This window comes from Collinsella sp. (genome assembly GCF_052346665.1).
Taxonomy (GTDB): domain Bacteria; phylum Actinomycetota; class Coriobacteriia; order Coriobacteriales; family Coriobacteriaceae; genus Collinsella.
The window spans coordinates 70,471-88,395 of the sequence record NZ_DAWDUX010000001.1 but is presented as its reverse complement, the minus strand read 5'-3'; the positions used below and the strand labels follow the sequence as shown (position 1 = coordinate 88,395).

Annotated in this window: 15 protein-coding genes and 1 pseudogene; 1 reads left to right on the top strand and 15 read right to left on the bottom strand. The window is 64.1% G+C overall.

Annotated features, from left to right (window positions below; genetic code table 11):
* Nucleotides 1-398: 398 nt before the first annotated feature.
* Both ACT8II_RS00370 and ACT8II_RS00365 read right to left on the bottom strand, forming a co-directional pair.
* Nucleotides 399-1,421, bottom strand: coding sequence for an aldo/keto reductase (locus tag ACT8II_RS00370; RefSeq protein ID WP_443812766.1), 1,023 nt, complete (start codon nucleotides 1,419-1,421; stop codon nucleotides 399-401).
* A 425-nt stretch (nucleotides 1,422-1,846) separates the two neighbouring features.
* Nucleotides 1,847-2,086 (bottom strand): hypothetical protein, encoded by a 240-nt coding sequence (locus ACT8II_RS00365; protein ID WP_294159569.1) that lies wholly within the window; start codon nucleotides 2,084-2,086, stop codon nucleotides 1,847-1,849.
* Nucleotides 2,087-2,359: 273 nt separating this feature from the next.
* Here ACT8II_RS00365 and ACT8II_RS00360 point away from each other — a divergent pair, with 273 nt between their 5' ends.
* Nucleotides 2,360-2,752, top strand: a complete 393-nt coding sequence (locus ACT8II_RS00360) for a MerR family transcriptional regulator (protein ID WP_443812765.1) — start codon at nucleotides 2,360-2,362, stop codon at nucleotides 2,750-2,752.
* A gap of 32 nt (nucleotides 2,753-2,784) precedes the next feature.
* Here ACT8II_RS00360 and ACT8II_RS00355 read toward each other — a convergent pair.
* The 13 genes and pseudogenes from ACT8II_RS00355 to ACT8II_RS00295 form a co-directional block, all read right to left on the bottom strand.
* Nucleotides 2,785-2,934: pseudogene (locus ACT8II_RS00355) on the bottom strand (DapH/DapD/GlmU-related protein); the annotation flags it as partial.
* Nucleotides 2,935-3,057: 123 nt separating this feature from the next.
* On the bottom strand, nucleotides 3,058-4,308 hold the full coding sequence (locus ACT8II_RS00350) for an FAD-binding protein (protein WP_412107975.1): 1,251 nt from the start codon (nucleotides 4,306-4,308) through the stop codon (nucleotides 3,058-3,060).
* Nucleotides 4,305-5,102, bottom strand: a complete 798-nt coding sequence (locus ACT8II_RS00345) for an electron transfer flavoprotein subunit beta/FixA family protein (protein ID WP_443812764.1) — start codon at nucleotides 5,100-5,102, stop codon at nucleotides 4,305-4,307. Before ACT8II_RS00345 ends, ACT8II_RS00350 begins: the two co-directional genes overlap by 4 nt.
* Nucleotides 5,099-6,712, bottom strand: coding sequence for an FAD-binding oxidoreductase (locus ACT8II_RS00340; RefSeq protein ID WP_443812763.1), 1,614 nt, complete (start codon nucleotides 6,710-6,712; stop codon nucleotides 5,099-5,101). The genes ACT8II_RS00345 and ACT8II_RS00340 overlap by 4 nt, the downstream gene beginning before the upstream one ends.
* A gap of 125 nt (nucleotides 6,713-6,837) precedes the next feature.
* Nucleotides 6,838-7,596 carry a gamma-glutamyl-gamma-aminobutyrate hydrolase family protein gene (locus ACT8II_RS00335; RefSeq protein WP_294159562.1) on the bottom strand — a complete coding sequence of 253 codons (759 nt, stop codon included), beginning with the start codon at nucleotides 7,594-7,596 and terminating at the stop codon, nucleotides 6,838-6,840.
* 2 nt (nucleotides 7,597-7,598) lie between these two features.
* Nucleotides 7,599-8,345: an amino acid ABC transporter ATP-binding protein gene (locus tag ACT8II_RS00330; RefSeq protein WP_294159560.1), complete on the bottom strand. Its 747-nt coding sequence runs from the start codon at nucleotides 8,343-8,345 to the stop codon at nucleotides 7,599-7,601.
* Nucleotides 8,346-8,468: 123 nt separating this feature from the next.
* Complete coding sequence (locus tag ACT8II_RS00325) at nucleotides 8,469-9,326, bottom strand: amino acid ABC transporter permease (RefSeq protein WP_443812762.1); 858 nt, start codon at nucleotides 9,324-9,326, stop codon at nucleotides 8,469-8,471.
* Nucleotides 9,323-9,982 carry an amino acid ABC transporter permease gene (locus tag ACT8II_RS00320; RefSeq protein WP_294159556.1) on the bottom strand — a complete coding sequence of 220 codons (660 nt, stop codon included), beginning with the start codon at nucleotides 9,980-9,982 and terminating at the stop codon, nucleotides 9,323-9,325. Before ACT8II_RS00320 ends, ACT8II_RS00325 begins: the two co-directional genes overlap by 4 nt.
* 210 nt (nucleotides 9,983-10,192) lie before the next feature.
* Complete coding sequence (locus ACT8II_RS00315; protein ID WP_294159554.1) at nucleotides 10,193-11,182, bottom strand: glutamate ABC transporter substrate-binding protein; 990 nt, start codon at nucleotides 11,180-11,182, stop codon at nucleotides 10,193-10,195.
* A 183-nt stretch (nucleotides 11,183-11,365) separates the two neighbouring features.
* Complete coding sequence (locus tag ACT8II_RS00310) at nucleotides 11,366-13,159, bottom strand: 1-deoxy-D-xylulose-5-phosphate synthase (RefSeq protein ID WP_443812761.1); 1,794 nt, start codon at nucleotides 13,157-13,159, stop codon at nucleotides 11,366-11,368.
* 222 nt (nucleotides 13,160-13,381) lie between these two features.
* Complete coding sequence (locus ACT8II_RS00305) at nucleotides 13,382-14,806, bottom strand: MFS transporter (RefSeq protein WP_443812760.1); 1,425 nt, start codon at nucleotides 14,804-14,806, stop codon at nucleotides 13,382-13,384.
* A gap of 277 nt (nucleotides 14,807-15,083) precedes the next feature.
* On the bottom strand, nucleotides 15,084-15,764 hold the full coding sequence (locus ACT8II_RS00300) for a methylated-DNA--[protein]-cysteine S-methyltransferase (protein WP_294122588.1): 681 nt from the start codon (nucleotides 15,762-15,764) through the stop codon (nucleotides 15,084-15,086).
* 331 nt (nucleotides 15,765-16,095) lie between these two features.
* The coding region (locus tag ACT8II_RS00295; protein ID WP_443812759.1) for an ABC transporter permease at nucleotides 16,096-17,925 on the bottom strand (1,830 nt) is incomplete at its 5' end.

Sequence of the window (17,925 nt, the reverse complement as noted above, 5' to 3'; positions counted from 1 at the left end):
TCGGCGAACGCCGCAGTGGGCACCCGCCCCATTGTCATTGCAAGTGTGAGCGCCGCCACCAACACGCGGCGGACGGCGACGTGACGGCACGATGCCGTCATACGGGTTCTGGCCATCCAGACACCCCTTCCATCCAGGGCCCCGCCCATCCCTTTGGGCGTTCGCAGATAGAGAGGCGATCCGACTCATCCTCATTGCCGCACGCGCGCGCCGTCCGATCTGCGACGCGTCGTCCGCCTGCGTGGGAATCACGGTTACTGGAATAGCCGGGGACTCGCACCCCGATTCTCCTGGTGGCGGGGAACGCACCCCTCCACCGTGCGTCTCCGCACCATCTATCGAGCCATTGTCATATCTGGAAAAGCATACCGTAAGTGCAGCACAGGCGCGAAGAAAGACTACGCGAGCGACGGCGAGCGATTCTCGGCGACGACGCCCACCACTGCATGGGACGCGTAGGGGCTCTCGATTGCGGAAATCTCCTCGGGGGCGAGCGTGAGGTCGCAAGCGGCGACGGCGCCGTCGATATGGTGCGGCTTCGTCGCCCCCACCACGGGAGCTGTCACCTTGGTGAGCAGCCACGCCAAGGCGACCTCCGTCATGGTCACGCCGCGGGCCTCCGCAATGCGCGCGATGGTCTCGATAATGGGCGCATCCACGTCCGCCGTGCCGTCGTACTTCCCGCGCGCGTACGCATCGAGCTGCAGGCGTCTGCTCGTCTGGCCAGGCGCCTTAGCGAGCCTTCCACCAGCGAGTGCGGAGTACGGCGTCAACGCGAGGCCATGGGTCGCCGCAAGGGGCACCATCTCGCGCTCGTCCTCGCGGGCAATCGCGTTGTAATGGCCCTGATAGCTTGAAAATGGGGTCCAGCCGTTGGCGCGGGCGATCACGTTCGCCTCGGCGAGTTGCCACGCATAGCAATTCGAGATGCCCAATGTGCGTATCTTGCCCGCCCGAACCTGGCGATCGAGCGCGGGCAGCAGCTCCTCGATGGGGGTATTCCAATCCCACATGTGGTAGATATACAAATCGACGTAGTCCATGCCCAGGCGGGCGAGACTCGCATCGAGCAATCGCTCGATCTTGGAATCGACCGATTCCGGCCCGCGATCGCCCGGCCGCTCCCCCGCAGGGGCGTGCGGTCCGCCCAGGACGAACTTTGTGGCGACGACCACATCATCGCGTCTCGCGTACTTGGCGAGCGCCCGACCGACGTACTCCTCGCTCGTCCCGTTTTGATACCCCATGGCCGTGTCGAAGAAGGTGATGCCCTCTCCCAGTGCACGTGCGATGATCATCGCGGACTCCTCGTACCCCAGCGTCCAAGCGTGCTGACCGTTGCCGGAATCGCCGAAGCCCATGCACCCCAAGCAGATGCGAGAGACTTCGATATCCGTCGTGCCCAGCTTGGTGTACTGCATGTCGCCTCCCATTTCTCTGACAGCTCCGGCATTATGCGCGATGAAGTGACCGAGCGCAGCCGTGATGCGGATCCCATGAGCCCCTTGAGCTCGAACCCTGACAATCGGCCGCGCCATATGGCGATACTAGGACTTTGAGTCGGCTCCAAGGCAAATCTCCCCTTGGTGACCCGAACCCAAATCACCACATCGCCACATTCGCCACGGAGGCGGCCGCAAGGCAGGTATCGAACCTTAAGGCAAAACGGGTCGTCCTAAGCCATTTTTTGGCATATTCCGCAAACAAGTTGAGCTTTTTCGTACTCGCATCGCACGTCGCCGAGTAGAGGAGGCATGCAAGCAGTTGCAACCTGCGCTTTTACTGCTGCAAACACGCGTCTACTCGGCGAAACCCAATATCGATACGAAAAACCTCAAGAAGCAATCTATAACTGGCGAATCGGCGTGCTTCCCTGGTCGCGATGGGGTGCGCGTTCGCGCTCGGAGGGCACCTCCCCCAACGTGCCCTGGTCGACCTCCTCGCCTAGATGCGACGCGTAATCCAAACGCTCGTCCGTGGGCTTGGTCGCCACGGACCACTTCCTCATCACGCGCGGGATGGCGAGATAGCCAATGAGGGCGCACACCACCAGCAGCAGCACAAAGAACAACATTTCAGTAGACATGACCGCTCCTTTCGACGTGGTCTCAGCGCGCTTTGCGATACTTCTGTCCTACCCCAAACGGATGACCTCAAGCGCATCTTTCCGTCAGCGGCGCAAGCCCTAGCTCGAATGCCGACGCAAGCCCAAACATCAATTTGCTTGCCCTTGAGTGAGCTCCAAGTCGTACGATGGAAAACAGATCGCGGGCCGCACGCATGCGTGCCCGTGCGCCCAGTGAGCGCGCGCCCGCCGCAAAGATGCGCGCCCGTCGCGCGCACGTCGAAAGGAGCCGCCATGCGCATCGCCGAAGTCGCAGAGGAATATGGGATCAGCGCCGACACCCTCCGCTATTACGAGCGGATCGGGCTGCTCCCGCGCGTGCATCGCAATGCCAGCGGCATCCGCGATTACGACGAGGACGATTGCATGCGCGTATCGTTCATCAAGTGCATGCGCGGGGCGAATGTCTCCATCGAGGCGCTCATCGAGTATATGCAACTCTTCGAGCAAGGCGATGCAACCCTCGAGGCGCGCAAGCAGATCCTCATCGAGCAGCGCGATGCGGCGCGCGAGCGGCTGGAGCGCATCCAGGCGGGGCTTGACCGCCTGGATTACAAGATCGCCCATTACGACGAGCTTCTCGCCGGGCATGGCGGCAGCGTCCCCCAATGCTCGAAGTCCAACTAGCCGCCCGACCTCGAACTCCCCGTGGCCTAGAGGTTCTTGATGACCCGCGCGGGGACGCCGGCCACCACCGTGCGAGCCGGCACATCGCGCGTCACCACGGCCCCGGCGGCGATAACCGCTCCGTCCCCTATGGTCACGCCCTTGGTGATTGTCGCACTCGCCCCGATCCACACATCGTCACCTATCACAATGGGCGCCGGGTGCAGAATCCCTCGCTTCGCCGGATCCAAATCGTGGTCGAGGGTCGCCATGACCACGTTATGGCCAACCAGCACCCGATTTCCTATGCGGATGCAGCCTTGATCCTACAACCTGGCCAACAGCTCCTCGGCGACCTTGACGCAATCGCCCACGACCTTGTACTGAGCCGACGCGAAAATGGGCGCATCGGGGTCCTCGTTGACGGCGATGATGGCCTGGGCGCCGGATATACCTGCGACATGCTGGATGGCGCCCGAAACCCCCAGGCTGATCAACAGGCGCGGCGCGACCGACACGCCCGTCTGCCCCACCTGCTGCCACGGCTCGCACCAACCCGCCTCCACGATCGGGCGTGTGCAGCCGAGCTTGCCACCTAGCGCCTCTGCCAGCTCACGCGCGATGCCGAGGTTCTTCTTCGATCCCATGCCGCGACCCACGACCACAAGCACGTCCGTATCGGTTATCGAGTCGGCGGCTGATGCACGCTCGACGCCGAGCAGGCGCACACGCGGACGTACGGAGGGGTCGAGCGAAACGTCTGAGACCGAACCGGAACGCGTGCTATCGGGCTCGGGAGCGGCAAAGATGCCCGGACGCACCGTCGCCATCTGCGGACGGTGCGCAGGACACACGATCGTGGCCATGAGATTGCCACCAAAGGCGGGGCGCGTCTGCTGAAGAAGGCCCGTCTTGGGATCGACCTCGAGCACCGTGCAATCTGCGGTAAGGCCCGTCTGGAGACGAACCGCCACGGCGGGCGCCAGCTCGCGACCGAAGACGGTCGCGCCATAGAGCAGCGCCTCGGGCTTGCGCTCACGTACCAACGCGCAGATCCATTCGGCATGGACCTCGGCGTCGAGGCCGGCGAAACGCGCGTCGCGGCAGCGAATGACCTCATCCGCACCCGCAGCGATAAGGAGCTCAGCGGTATCCCGACGCCCCTCGACGCCCGCGATGCCCGCTGGCAAAGATCCAGCTTCGGTCGCCTCGTCCTCGGACGCGCTCTCGGCAAGCAGCGCCACGACGCGGCACCCACGCTCATCGGCGAGCCCGCGCGCCTTGCCCACGAGCTCGAACGCGACATCAAGCGGACGCCCATCCTCATCCACCTGCACGAAAACCCAGTAATCGCGGTATGCTCCGAGGTCCTGGGCGCAAGGGGCGTCCCCGCGCTCTATGGAGAGCGCGTCCACCGGGCACGCGTCCACGCACGCGCCGCACAGGATGCAGTCATCCGTCACACGCGCCTTGCGGGCGCCGCGCGGACCCTCCACCTCGATACCGGCGTTGCCGCAGGCCCGTACGCACCGCGCGCAGCCGATGCACTTTTCGAAATCGACTACCAACCCGCTCACAGCGCCCTTCCCTTCAACACCTCGGCGATCTGCATTGCCTGTTCCGCGGCATCGGCCGTAATCTCAACGCCGCGCTCATCACGCTCGGGCACGAACGAGCGCACCACCTGCGTGGGAGACCCGGCCAGCCCCGTACGTGCGGTGTCCGCACCAGCCTCCTCGGCTGTAAGCACGGTGATCTCCACCTCTTCTGCCGCACGGATGCCGGCGATACTCGCCATGCGGAGCTCCGCGACATCCTTGGCCACGGTGAGAACCGCGGGCAGAGGAAATGCAGCCGTCGCCACACCCGCATCGGACTCACGCTGCACCGTCACGGTCCCGTCGGCGACGGCCGGCAACCCCGTAACGCCCACCGCGCACGGCACGTTGAGCGCGCCCGCGAGCTCGGGGCCGATCTGCGCCGTGTCGCCGTCGACCGCCATCTTCCCGCACAACACCAGATCGGGCGCGCCAAGGCGCGCAATCCCGCACGAGAGTGCGTAGGTGGTGGCAAGGGTGTCCGCGCCGGCGAACGCGCGGTCCGAAAGCAGCAGACCCGCATCCGCTCCACGCGCGATGCAGTCGCGCAGCAGCTTTTCCGTTGCGGGAATCCCCATAGATAGGACGGTCACCGTGCAGGCTTCGCCCGCCGCGCGGTGCTCGTCTTTGATGCGCAGAGCCACCTCAAGCGCAGCGGCATCGAACGGGTTGACGACCGCCTCGCCACCATCGCGGATGATGGTATGGGTTTTGGTGTCCATCTTGACCTCGGTGCTGCCGGGCACCGCCTTGACGCAAACGACGATGTTCATCGTGCAGCCTCCTCGATACCGTCCAGCTCCCCCACGGCTGCATCGAGGCGCGCCTCGTCGAACAGGTTCCCGCGGTTTAAGCGCCCCGTGGGGTCGAACGCCGCCTTGAGGTGCGCCATCTCGTCCACATGCATCTCGCCGTACATGGTGAGCAGGAAATCGCGCTTGATCTTACCCACGCCGTGCTCGGCGGACACCGCACCGCCCATGGCGGTAACCTCACGCGCCCACGCGCGGAACAGGTCCTTGCCCGCGGCAAAATCGGCCTCGTCCCGAGGCAGAATGTTCACGTGCAGATGGTTGTTCCCAATGTGCCCCCACGCGGCCGATTCCAGCCCGGTCTCGGCCAATGTGCGCCGGTACAGGTCTACGACATCGTGCAGGCGCTCGTCTGGCACAGACATGTCTGAGCCAAGTTTGGTGATAGAGGGGGTCACGCGTCGTCTGCGATCGATGAGCATGTTCACGCACTCGGGCACAGCATGACGGAACAGGCGTTGACGCTCGCGGTCCACGTCCGTGCGGGCGACCCACGTGTCCCGCTCGCTCCCGCCCACTTCCTCTAGCAGGGACCCAAGCTCGCACAGCGCCTCCATCGCCTGCGTTTCGCCATTGCATTCCAGCTCCACGAACACGCACGCGCGGTACGCATCCGGAACCTCGGGCAACGACGCGAAGGCAGCCCCATCCTCGCGCGTGGTGCGCAGGATGTCGAGAGCCGCCCCGTCGAAATACTCAAACGCGCTCGCGCAATCGAGCGCGGGGCGAACTCGCACGACGAAATCGAGCGCCTGGCCCTCATCCTCGAAAAAGCAATTAACACCCCAGGTCACCTGCGGAGCGGGCATCAACGCGAGCTCAAGCTCCGTGATGATGCCGAGAGTGCCGTCGGATCCGATGAACAAGTCCACGGCGTCCATGTCGTCCGCGATGAAATAGCCCGACGCGTTCTTTGCGCGCGGCATGTCGTAGGTAGGGAGCTCCATGCGCATCGTGGTCCCCTGCTCCGTGACGAGCTCCAGCGCGCGGCCCTGCGCGCACACGTCGCCTCGGCGCAGTGCCAGCGTCTCCCCGCTCACGAGCACCACGCGCAGTCCGCTCACGTGCGGACGCATGGGACCGTACCGGTAACTACGCGCACCGGATGCATTGCATGCGGCCATGCCGCCCAGACAGGCGGACGTCTCCGTGGGATCCGTGGGGAAGAACTGCTCGGGGCTGGCGTAGAGCGCCTCAAGCGCCGCGCGAGAAGCGTCATCCCAGCCATGGGCGGGCAGGCTCTTCGCATGCAGGTGACGACGCAGTTCCGATAGGACCACGCCCGGCTCGACCCGCAAGAAGAACGCGCCATCGGCCGCCCGACGCAGCCCCTTGTATGCATTCATGCGGACGAGGCTCACCACATGTCCCCCATGCGGCACCGCGCCACCCGCCAGGCCCGTGCGTGCACCCTGCACGGTGATGGGCGTCGCGGGATCGAGCTCAGAAAGAATCGAGCGAAGCTCGTCTTCGCACGTGGGGAAGGAGATCGACTCCGCCTCGCCGGTGCTGCGCGATTCGTCGCGACGATACTCGTCGTATTCCGAAGCCCAGGGGCGTATCATCTGCATGGCGTACCTCTTTACTTGAGTGGAGTGCTCCACTGTATCATGCCATGCAATTGTTTCCGTTTGGCAAACGGGTGCGCATTCCAGTACCGTCTTCTCCGAACATGAGCCGATGTCGTCGAAGCGCGTCAGCCGCGGGCGGCGTCGACGAAGGCACGCCACAGCTTGAAGTCGGTCTCGAGCCTGCGCCAGGTGTACTCGGGGTGCCACTGCACGCCCAGGCAGAAGGGCTGGCCCTCGACCTCGATCGCCTCCGGCACGCCGTCGGTGGCGACTCCCGTGAGCCGCACGCCCTTGCCGAGCTTGTCGACGCAGCAGTGGTGGCTCGAGTTGACCTGCACCTCGCCCTGCCAGTCGAGCACGCGCGACAGCAGAGAGCCGTCCTCGACCGCGATGGGATGCGCGGGGTCGTGCAGGATGGGCAGATGGCGCCAGTGCACCTTGCCCTTGGGGACGGGCAGGCTCGGAACGTCCATGCACAGGGTGCCGCCAAGGGCGACGTTCAGGATCTGCATGCCGCGGCACGTAGCGAAGAGGGGCTTGTGCGCGGCGAGCGCAGCCTTGATGAGCTTCAGCTCGAAGGCGTCGCGCTCATGGCAGAGCAGGCGCTCGTCATACGGCTCCTCGACGCCCCACAGCGCCGGGTCGACGTCGTGTCCGCCCGGGATGGCGACGCCGTCCGCCATCTCTATATAGCGTGCGATGACGTCCTCGTCCTCGGTGAGTGTCATGATGAGCGGCAGTCCGCCTGCGGCGAGGATCGCCTCGAGGAACACGGTGGCCCCGGTCTCCTCGGGCGCCAGGCGCTCGGGCATCTGAAGGCAGGGCTTGGGCTGCTCCAGGCGCGGGGCGATCAGGATTATCGGTCGGTCGTCTGCTGAGGTCATGCTTAGTGTCCCTTGATGGAGTCGAGAAAGTCACGGGCGCGCTGCGTGGTCGGGTGGTCGAAAAACTCGTCGGGGGCGCCCTCCTCGACGATGGCGCCATCCGCCATGAAGACCACGCGGTCGGCGACGCGACGAGCGAAATTCATCTCGTGCGTCACCACGATCATGGTCATGCCCCGGCGCGCCAAATCGACCATGACGTCGAGGACCTCGTTGATCATCTCGGGGTCCAAGGCGGAGGTGGGCTCGTCGAACAGCATCGCCTTGGGGTGCATGGCGAGCGAGCGGGCGATGGCGACGCGCTGCTGCTGGCCGCCGGAGAGCTGCGCGGGGACCTTATGCGCCTGGGACGCGACGCCCACGCGCTCGAGCAGCTCCATCGCGCGCTCCTCCGCCTCGGCCTTGGGCAGGCCCAGCACCTCGATAGGGCCGATCGTCACGTTCTGCAAGATGCTCATGTGCGCGAACAGATTGAAGCTCTGGAACACCATGCCGAGCTCGGCGCGCATGGCGGCGAGCTCCCGCCCCTCCTCGGGAAGGGGCTGGCCCTCGATGAGGATCTCGCCGGAATCGATCGTCTCGAGGCGGTTGATGGCGCGGCAGAGCGTCGATTTGCCGGAGCCCGAGGGGCCGATCACCACGACGACCTCGCCCTTTCCAACGGAAAGGCTCACGTCCTTGAGCACATGGAGCTCTCCGAAGTGCTTGTCCACATGGCGGAGCTCGATGATCGGGGTCTGTTCTGACATGTCTCGTCCAATCTTTGGGCGGCGCGGGAAGCGCCGGAAAACCATCCTACGGGGCAATGCGGGCCACCCCCCGCGGGAGGGCGAGGCGCTCACGTGCCCGCCGGAGCCGCGAGGGGCGCGGCCTTACGCGGGGTTGGTGCTGTAGCGACTCACCACGCGAGCGCCGCTGCGGCGCGCCACGTACACGGAGAGCTGGTTGATGGCGTAGTTGAGCAGGATGTAGATGACCGCCACCACCAGATAGGTGCTCACCAGGGCGTCGTAGTTGGTGATGAGCACGCGGGCGTTCTGCAGCATGTCCGGATAGCTCACCACGTACGCCACGGTGGTGTCCTTGACCACGACCACCAGCTGCGAGATGAGCGAGGGGATCACATAGCGGATCGCCTGGGGCAGCACGATCTTGAGCTTGACGCGGAAGGGCCTCATGCCGAGCGCAAGCGCCGCCTCGGTCTGCCCGCGCGGCACGGCGTTGACGCCCGCGCGGAAGACCTCGGCGAGCACGCCCGAGGCGGCGAGCGCCACGGGCAGCGTGATCATCCAAAACGACGACATCTTGATGCCGTACTGCGGGACCACCAGGAAGAAGAAGTAGATCAAAAGCAGGCTCGGCACGCCGCGGAAGAAGTCGGTGACCACGCGGCAGAGCGCGGCGAGCGGTCGGATGCCGCTCGTGCGCCCCAGCATGAGCAGAAGCCCCAGCACGAGCGCGATCGCGCCGGCGGTCAGCGCCACCGCGAGGGTCCCCCGCAGGCCGGCAAACAGGTACGACCAGGTGCTCATCTGCGTGAAGAACATCCAGTACCTGGGGTCGAGCTGGCCGGTCGCCCAGAACTGGTGCACGACGAACGCGAGCAGCATCGCCACGGCCACGGCGCTGACCGCCGTTCCGATGCGGATCTTGACCCGCGTCTTGGGGTCGGGGGTCTCGTAGAGGGCGTCGCGGATGCTGACGGCGCCCGAGGTTGCCTGAGCGCTCATCGGACGATCCTCACCTTCTTGTCGATGCGATTTCCCACGAAGGCGATGGCGACCGCGGTGAAGGCATAGCCCGCCGCGGCGATACCGAAGGCCAGGATGCCGCCGGTGGAGCGGGTATTGATGTAGGACACCACGCCCGTGAGCTCCGGCGGGTCGAGCGGCACCTGCGAACCGAGAGAGGTGGTGAGCAGGACCGCGATGAGCAGGTTGGTCATGGGCAGGACGGTGGTGCGCAGCGCCTGGGGGATCACGATGCGGCGGAGCATCTGCCCAAAGGAGAGGCCCAGCGAGCGGGCGGCCTCGATCTGGCCCACGCCGATGGTGTTGATGCCGCTCATGAAGTTCTCGGAGCCGAAGGCGGAGGCGACGAGGATCACCGTGAGGATCACGCAGGTACGGTAGGGCAGCACCAGGTTCAGGCTCGGCAGCGCGTACACGATGATGATGAGCAGCGACACGCCCGGGATGTTGCGGAACACCTGGACGTAGCCGTCGCCGAGGACGCGCAGCGGCTTGAAGGGCGACACGCGCATCACCGTGACGGCGATGGCGACCAGCATCACCAGCGCGAAGCACAGCGCCGTCATGCCCCACGTGGACAGCAACGCCTCCCAATAGTTCCGCCCATAGGTGGCAAGCAGCTCAGACAGCCCCATGAGCTCCCCTTCCCCGACTTCTCATCCAAAGCGGCCCGTCCCAACTGCACGCAGCGGGACGGCCGCCCGATTCCATACATGGTATGCGAAGGGCGCCCCGCCCGCCCGGCACAAGATCTGTCCCAAGCGGACGCGGGCGCCCCGCATATCCCAGACATCACGCGGCGGAGGGCCCGTCCTCACGGGACCGCCGCCGAGCGCATGGCGGACTTACGCGCCGATCGCCGGAGGCTGCGGAACCTCGTCGATCTCGGCACGGTCGCCGATGCAGAGCTTCCACAGCTCCTCCCACGTGCCATCCTCCTCGATCTGGGAGAGGAAGGCATTCACGAACTCGACGCCGTCGGAGTCGAGCGGCAGGCCGATGCCGTAGAGGTCCTCGGGGCCGAACGGGTCGCCGGCCATCTTGTACTTGCCAGGCTGCTTCATCATGTCGGAGAACAGCATGTTGCGGTCGATCACGTAGGCGTCAACGCGACCCTGGGAGAGAGCGCTGCGGGCCTCCTCGTCGGTCTTGAACTCCTGAAGCTTGGCGTCGGGGCAGACTTCCTCCATGATGCTCGGGCCGGTGGATCCGGACTGGGCGGCGACGTTCTTGCCCGCGAGGTCGTCAACACTCGCGATGTCGTCGTTGTCGGCGAGAACGAGGATGGACTGCTGCGTGCTGTAGTACGGGCCGGCGAAGGAGATGAGCTTCTTGCGGTCCTCGGTGATGGAGTAGGTGGCGAAGACGGCGTCGACCTGGTCGTTCTGCAGGACGGACTCGCGCGTGTCGGACGTGACCTGGGTGGTCTCGAACTTGGACTCGTCGCCCAGGATGTAGCGGACGAGCAGCTGGGACAGGCCGGCGTCGAAGCCGCGGAGCTTGCCGTCCTTCTCGTTGAGGAGGCTGAAGAGCATGGAGGTCTGGACGACGCCCAGGCGCATGGTGCCGGCCTCCTTGATCTTGCTCGCCCACTCGCTCGCGGCGACGGTGGCGTCATCGGCAACGGAACCGGCTGCGATCAGCTTGTCATATGCATCGGCGTCGAGCGCCACGGGCTCCTGGTCCTCGGCAGCATCATCGGTGGAGGCAGAGCCGGCGGGCGTGGACGCGGGTGCCTCGCCACAGGCGGCAAGCCCGAGCGTGGCGACGCCGGCGGCGGCAGCGCCGAGCACCTGGCGACGGTCGAACATGAACTCACGGGTCTTACTACTCATGGAAAATCCCCTTCCGTTAGAGGCGATTTGTTAACCTGCCAAATTACAAGGTTAGATTACAGGCGTCCAAAAACGCTTGTAAGGTGTTATGCCCCAAATACCCTAAGTTGTAACAAACACCATGATGGTTTCTTTTTTGCCGGGTCGTCACGCTTGCGCGCGCGACATCCGCCCGATTTAGCACTACGCCCCCGCATCCTCGGACAGCAGGCACCGTACATCGGCAACGACGCCCTCAACCGTCACGCCGTTCTCGGCAAGCAGCTCATCGACATCGTAACGGTCGGGGAAACCCTTGGACACGCCATAGCACAGCACGCGGGAGTCCGTGCCACCCAGATACCGCGCGACCTTCTCGCCCCAGCCCCCCTCGAGCACACCATCCTCAAGCGTCACGACCACCGTATGCGCTGCAGCGATCTCGTTCAGCGTATCCTCGTCAAGCTCCGTGGCAAAACGCGGATTCACGAGCGTTGGAGAAAGCCCCTCGCCCATCAGCGCATCGCACACCCGCTCGCCGAGGCCAAAGAAACTGCCGAGCGCCAACACGGCCACATCCTCGCCCTCGCGGACCACTTGGTAATGCGGCGTGTCGAACGAGAGTCGATCATCACCGCAAACGAGCCCAGGCCGACTCTCGACCCCGTTGCCGGGAACGCGAATCACCACGGGCCGTGCATCCTGCGCCATCGCCCAATCGAGCATGGCCTCGTATTCCTCGCGGCACGCAGGGGCAAGGCAACGCAGGTTGGGCATACCCCCCATGAGGGCGAGGTCGAAGAAGCTCAGGTGGGTGGCGTCGGAGGTGCCGAACACCGAGGAGCCGAAGTCCAGGAACACCACGGGCAGGCAGTTGAGGCACACGTCGTGCCAGAACTGGTCGTAGGCGCGCTGCATGAATACACCGTACAGACCCAGGACCGGCTTAGCACCTGCGCGAGCAAGGCCCGCCGCATACGTCACGGCGTGCTCCTCGGCAATGCCCACGTCCACGAATTGCTTGCCTGCGCGTGCACGACGCCAGGGGGTGAAGCCCATGATGTAGGGCGTTGCCGCCGAGATTCCCACCACGCGCGAATCCAGCTGCATGGCGTTCAGCAGATAGGCGCCGGTGATGCCGGCGTAGGTCTCGGAATCCTCGCAGCGGTTGCGGGGGAACACGTCATAGCTGCCCGACTCGATATCGAACGGCCCCACGTGGTGCCAACTTTCCGAATCCGCCGCCGCGGGCTCGTAGCCGGCTCCCTTGGTGGTGCACACGTGCACCACAATAGGATGGTCGACGTCGCGGACATCGCGAAGGACGCGCTCAAGCTCGGCCTCGTCATTGCCCTTGGCAACGAAGCGATAGTCGAGCCCCAAGGTGCGGAAGAAATTGTTGGGGGCCTCGCCACCGGTCTCGCGAAGCTCCGCGAGGTTGCGGTAGAGGCCGCCGTGGTTCTCGGCGATGGACCAGCCGTTGTCGTTCACGATAACGATGACCCCGGAGCCCAGCTCGGCCAGGGCGTCAAAGCCCTCGAACGCGAGCCCGCCCGAGAGCGATCCGTCGCCAATCACGGCGACTACGCGATAATCCTCGTCTTTAAGGTCGCGAGCCTTCGCCATACCGCAAGCAAGGCTTACCGACGTGGAGGTGTGCCCCATGGAGAACAGGTCATGTTCGGATTCATCGGGATTGGAGAAACCCGAAAGCCCGCCGAATTCCGATGGATCGAGATAGTTGCTCGCACGACCCGTGAGCATCTTATGAGCATAGGTCTGATGCGAAACATCGAAGACGATCTTGTCGTGCGGGGAATCGAATACACGGTGCAGAGCCACCGTCAACTCGACGACGCCCAAATTGGACCCAATGTGACCTCCCACCGAAGCGGAGCTCACCAGAATGGCGCGACGGATCTCCTCGCAAAGAATCGGCAGGTCACAAGGCTCGAGGTCCTTGACGTCTTGCGGCGATGAAATGCGTTCCAGCAGCATGCGTGCGACGAACCTCCCTGGACGCCGAAAAGTAGCAACGTATTGTCTCAGAGTACCAGTTTCCCACACTCCGGTGATGAAGATGTGCGGCATCCGCCGAACGGCAAGCACGAAGTGCGTCGTGGCCGCGTGGCTTGCGACCGTCAGCGCCCGTCTCCAACTGCTCCCCAGCTGCTCCATCCGCCCGCAGCTGATCAGGTACGCCCAGCGAGGAGGACTTCCTTAGACCCGCTTGTGGCGTTTAAGAGCGCGGGCGACGGTCAGGGCGAACCCCACGGCAACCAAAACGGCCGTGATCATGTACACCACGCGATAGCCGGAGAGGAAGATGTCGGGCCGGCCTTCAACGAACGCCGTGACCGGGTGCCCCGCAGCCGCGCCCATCTGCCCGTAGAGGATGGAGGTGGAACCGGAGATGCCGATCGCCATGCCCAGGTACCGAGCGAGCGCGCTGGCGCTACCGGCAAATCCGAGCGTCTCAATGGGCACCGACCCCATGATGAGCGAATTGTTGGGCGACTGGAAAATCGACGTGCCACACGACGCCAGGCCCAGGCAGAACAGGATCCAGGGAATGGAGGCGTCCATCCCCAGCGTCCCAATGAGATACAAGCCGACGCTGAACGACGCCAACCCCACGCACGTGGGCACCTCGCAGCCAATGCGATCGGACACCGCACCGGAAATAGGACCGACAAGTGCGTTGGCCAGGGGGATAACGCAGAAGATGAGACCGGAGAGACCTGGATCGAACCCTCGAGCGTCCTGGAGATAGAACGGCGTCATGAGTTCGTAGACGCCAATCGCCACAAAGCTGATGAACAGGCAGATAAGGTTCACCACGAAATGCCTATCGCAGAAGATGCCAAACGCCACCAAAGGCTGTTCGACCGCACGCTCGTGACGGACGAACAGAACGAGCAGTATAACGCCCACCGCAAACGAACCGGCAACAAGCAGCCCGGGGTTGCTCTGCAGCATGGTGACGGACAGGAATGTGAGCAACATGCCGGGGACGAGTAGAACCGCGCCAAAGACGTCCATGGTCCCACCCTCGACTGTGGACCCTGTGCGCGGCAGAGTAAATCGGCCCAGCACGAGCGAGAGCACACCCACGGGAACGTTGATGAGGAAGATATACTCCCAAGGCATCACCGCCACGATGAAACCGCCGAGCACGGGCCCGCACATCATGCCGAGCGCGACAAAGCTCGCCAACAGCCCCAACGCGCGACCGCGCTCGCGAGCGGGAAACGCCTCGGTGATGATGCCCATGTTGTTCGCCATGGCCGATGCCCCGCCGATGCCTTGCACCGCACGGGACACCACAAGTGCGGGCAGCGTGGTGGAAAGGCCGCACATGAGTGAACCGATGGTGAAGATCACCACGCCGAACTCGAAGAAACGAACCTTGCCGTGCAGGTCGCCCAGGCGCCCGAACACGAGCAGGAACGCGCACATGGTAAGCAGGTAAACCGATGAGACCCATTGGATCTGACCAAGGCCGGCTTCCAGGGCCTTCTGCATCACGGGGAGGGCCACGTTGACGATGCTCGAATCGAACGTAGCCATAAAGGTCATGATGAGCACCGTGAACAGGATGGCCCATTTGTTCGGCTTCTTTGCCGCATCGGTCGTTTGACTCATGCGCGCCCTTTCCACATAAAAGCGGGTTCCCACCTCATAGCAGCATGAGCTGAGAACCCGCGTCGGTTCGGTTGCGCTATTTTTGCATGGAACGGCGCGAACCTCCATGCACATCTCGTCACTTCATGCCAAAACCAAGGCTGCCGCGAAAGGTAACTCTCGCGGCACTCTCGGCACGAATATGCCGAAAATCCTCCGCGAAAGTACACTCTCGCGGATGCTGTGGACACGTGCGGAGGTTGTCTGCACGCGTATGCGAGGTTGTCGAAGGCCTCGGTTACCGCGCCGCCTCGAGCTCGAGCAGGGCGCGTTTGCGCTCCACGCCACCGGCGTATCCGGTGAGCGATCCGTCCGCACCCACCACGCGATGGCAGGGCACGATGATCGAGATGGGATTTCGGCCCACTGCCGCACCAACGGCACGCGGAGAGGGCGTCTTTGCGGCATCGCCTTCCAGCCCCGCTTCCGTGAACCCGCGGCGACGCGCCACCCGATGGGCCAATTCGCCATAGGTGACCGTCTCGCCATAAGGGATCTCAAGCAACGCGACCCAAATCGCATGTTGGAACTCGGTGCCCTCGATGTGCAGAGGTGGGGTCCAACGCGGCGCTTGACCGGCGAAATACGCGTTCAGCCACGCCCATGCACGCTCGAGCACGCCCACCGCAGCGGTATTCCGCGGGTCCTCGGCGTTCAGGGGGCTGCACCCGGATACGGCATCGCAGCCCTCAATCTTCTCGCACGTGACGGCAGGTGCGGCCTCGGCATGCGGCTCGGCATGCACGGCAGCGTTCACCGCGTCCTCGAATACACCTCGCTCCATGTCAAAGGAGGGCTCATCGCCCTCAAGCGTGGAGCCGTAATGCGCTTGGTCGGCAAACCACAAACCCGTGAGCCCACGCGCGTCGGCGGCAAGCGTGATGTCGCCTAGCGGCGAGTGGTAGGTGGTGGTTATCATGCGGTCCCCCTTACAGCACAGTCGATTCATTGTACCGCCGCCGCAAGGTCACCTTGCCTGGCACGCTGGGATATATACGGTACGCAGTGTGGCTTCGCTTCACTCCATAAAACACCGCTACGGTATATATCCCAGCGCTCCCCCTTCCGCACCTGCAGCGCTTCAACCTCTTTATCCCGCCTGCATAGGTAGATGAGTTCAAAAGCACTCAATCGCCGATTTAGCCGAGCACGAGGCGTGGCGGGCCTTATATACCGTAGGAGCGTTTTTGCGGAGCGAAGCGGAACCACGCTCCGGAGCGTATATAAGGCCCGCCACGAATCAGGTGCAGCTACTCGGCGCTCTTGAGGGCTCCCACCATATCGATCTTGTCGAGGCTGCGATTGGTCATCTGGTTGATGATGAGCGTGAACACGAGCGCCATGATCGAGGCGAACACATACGTCTGGGGCTCGACGATCGTGTCGAAGAACAGCGACGGCATGCGCAACACGTACGTAAGGAACCGCGTGATGAGGTACCCGAGGGGCCATCCCGCCACGATGCCGATGAGCGTGAGGACAATCGTCTCCTTGTTGATGTAGCGATACACCTCGCGCCGGCGGAAGCCCAGCACCTTGATGGTGGCGAGCTCGCGTTCGCGCTCGGAGATGTTGGTGTTGGACAGCGTGAAGACCACGGCGAACGCCAACGCAGCCGCCATGACCGTCACCACGTACACCACCACGTCGATGATCTTGAAGCTCTCTGAGAAATCATTGGCGATCTTGGTGGAGCTCGACACACTCACGAACGTGTTCCCAGCAGAGAGCTCATCAGCAAGGGCGATCTTTTCGGCATCCGTGCCCTCGAGGTTGACCAGGAACGCGTTGGGTATGCACGGCTCGCCAAAGGCCTCTTGGTAGGCACTCTCCGTCATGAAGATGAAATTTCCCAGGAAGTTAACGGTTATGCCGTCCACACGGGCGCTGCCGGTTTGCAAGGCGGTGCCCTGCAGCGCGAGCTCGTCGCCCAGGCCAAATCCCAACACCTGCTCGGCGTTCTTCGTGATGAGCGCTCCGTTATCCTCACGCGGGAGTCCAAGCTCCTCGCCGCCCATCGCCGGTGCTAGGAACGACGTATGGGAGCCGTCCTCGGTCTTCATGTAGGCGGACAGATCCGCGTTGTCGGGGACAACGATGAGCTGGATGCTCTCCTTCACACCGCCGAACTCGGCAGTCACGGTATCGACGCGGGCCTCGAGCATCGTGTCGATGGCACCCGTGGCGCGCAGTTCGTCCTCACCCTGGGAGAAGTCCGCGTCGGCCGTCACGGCCAGCAGGTCGTAGCGCACGATGCCCTCCGAGCCGTACTGACGCGGCTTGAGCGAGATCACCGTGTCGCGAATGCCCAGGCCGCAGATCATGAGCGCGGTGCACCCGGCAATACCGAAAACCGTCATGAGGAAGCGCTTTTTGTAGCGGAAGAGGTTGCGCGCGCTCACCTTGTTGAGGAAGGAGAGGCGCCGCCACACGGGCGTGATGCGCTCGAGCAGGATGCGCTTGCCCGCGCGCGGGGCCTTGGGGCGCATGAGTGAGGCAGGCGTTTCCCTGAGCACGTGGCGGCACGCGAGAAACGTTGCGCCCACGATGCCGACGGCGAACAGGGTGATGCCGAGTGCCGCCGTGAACGCGTTGAAGTGCAGCTGGAACGGCGGCAGCGCGTACATGGTGGTGAAGATGGTGAAGATGATCTCGGGCAGCACGATGAAGCCAAGGGCGTCGCCTGCAATGCCGCCGGCCACGCATGCGGCGAACGAGTAGATGAGGTACTTGGAGAGGATGCGGCCGCGGCTATACCCGAGCGCTTTGTACACACCGATGAGTCCGCGGTCTTCCTCGACCATGCGCGTAACCGTGGTGAGGCTGATGAGCACCGCCACCGTGAAGAAAATGAGGGGGAACACCGTGGCGATGGACTCGATGGAACTCGCGTCCGACTCGATGCTCGCATAGCTGGCAAGCGAGCTGCGATCCTGGATGTACCAGGTGGCACGCTCGATGCCATCCACCTCGGAACGTGCATCGGCAAACTTGGCATTCGCGCTGGCCTTTTGCTCATCGAGCTCCGCTTGGCCCTCGGCGGCGTCGGCAGAGCCCTCGGCAAGCTCGGCGCGACCGCC

Bases quoted from the DNA above. Each gene is read 5' to 3' on its own strand.
- ACT8II_RS00345 (WP_443812764.1), bottom strand. From the start codon at position 5,102: ATGAACATCGTCGTTTGCGTCAAGGCGGTGCCCGGCAGCACCGAGGTC.
- ACT8II_RS00340 (WP_443812763.1), bottom strand. From the start codon at position 6,712: ATGCAGATGATACGCCCCTGGGCTTCGGAATACGACGAGTATCGTCGC.
- ACT8II_RS00370 (WP_443812766.1), bottom strand. From the start codon at position 1,421: ATGCAGTACACCAAGCTGGGCACGACGGATATCGAAGTCTCTCGCATC.
- ACT8II_RS00335 (WP_294159562.1), bottom strand. From the start codon at position 7,596: ATGACCTCAGCAGACGACCGACCGATAATCCTGATCGCCCCGCGCCTG.
- ACT8II_RS00310 (WP_443812761.1), bottom strand. From the start codon at position 13,159: ATGCTGCTGGAACGCATTTCATCGCCGCAAGACGTCAAGGACCTCGAG.
- ACT8II_RS00360 (WP_443812765.1), top strand. From the start codon at position 2,360: ATGCGCATCGCCGAAGTCGCAGAGGAATATGGGATCAGCGCCGACACC.
- ACT8II_RS00315 (WP_294159554.1), bottom strand. From the start codon at position 11,182: ATGAGTAGTAAGACCCGTGAGTTCATGTTCGACCGTCGCCAGGTGCTC.
- ACT8II_RS00320 (WP_294159556.1), bottom strand. From the start codon at position 9,982: ATGGGGCTGTCTGAGCTGCTTGCCACCTATGGGCGGAACTATTGGGAG.
- ACT8II_RS00300 (WP_294122588.1), bottom strand. From the start codon at position 15,764: ATGATAACCACCACCTACCACTCGCCGCTAGGCGACATCACGCTTGCC.
- ACT8II_RS00365 (WP_294159569.1), bottom strand. From the start codon at position 2,086: ATGTCTACTGAAATGTTGTTCTTTGTGCTGCTGCTGGTGGTGTGCGCC.
- ACT8II_RS00330 (WP_294159560.1), bottom strand. From the start codon at position 8,345: ATGTCAGAACAGACCCCGATCATCGAGCTCCGCCATGTGGACAAGCAC.
- ACT8II_RS00305 (WP_443812760.1), bottom strand. From the start codon at position 14,806: ATGAGTCAAACGACCGATGCGGCAAAGAAGCCGAACAAATGGGCCATC.
- ACT8II_RS00325 (WP_443812762.1), bottom strand. From the start codon at position 9,326: ATGAGCGCTCAGGCAACCTCGGGCGCCGTCAGCATCCGCGACGCCCTC.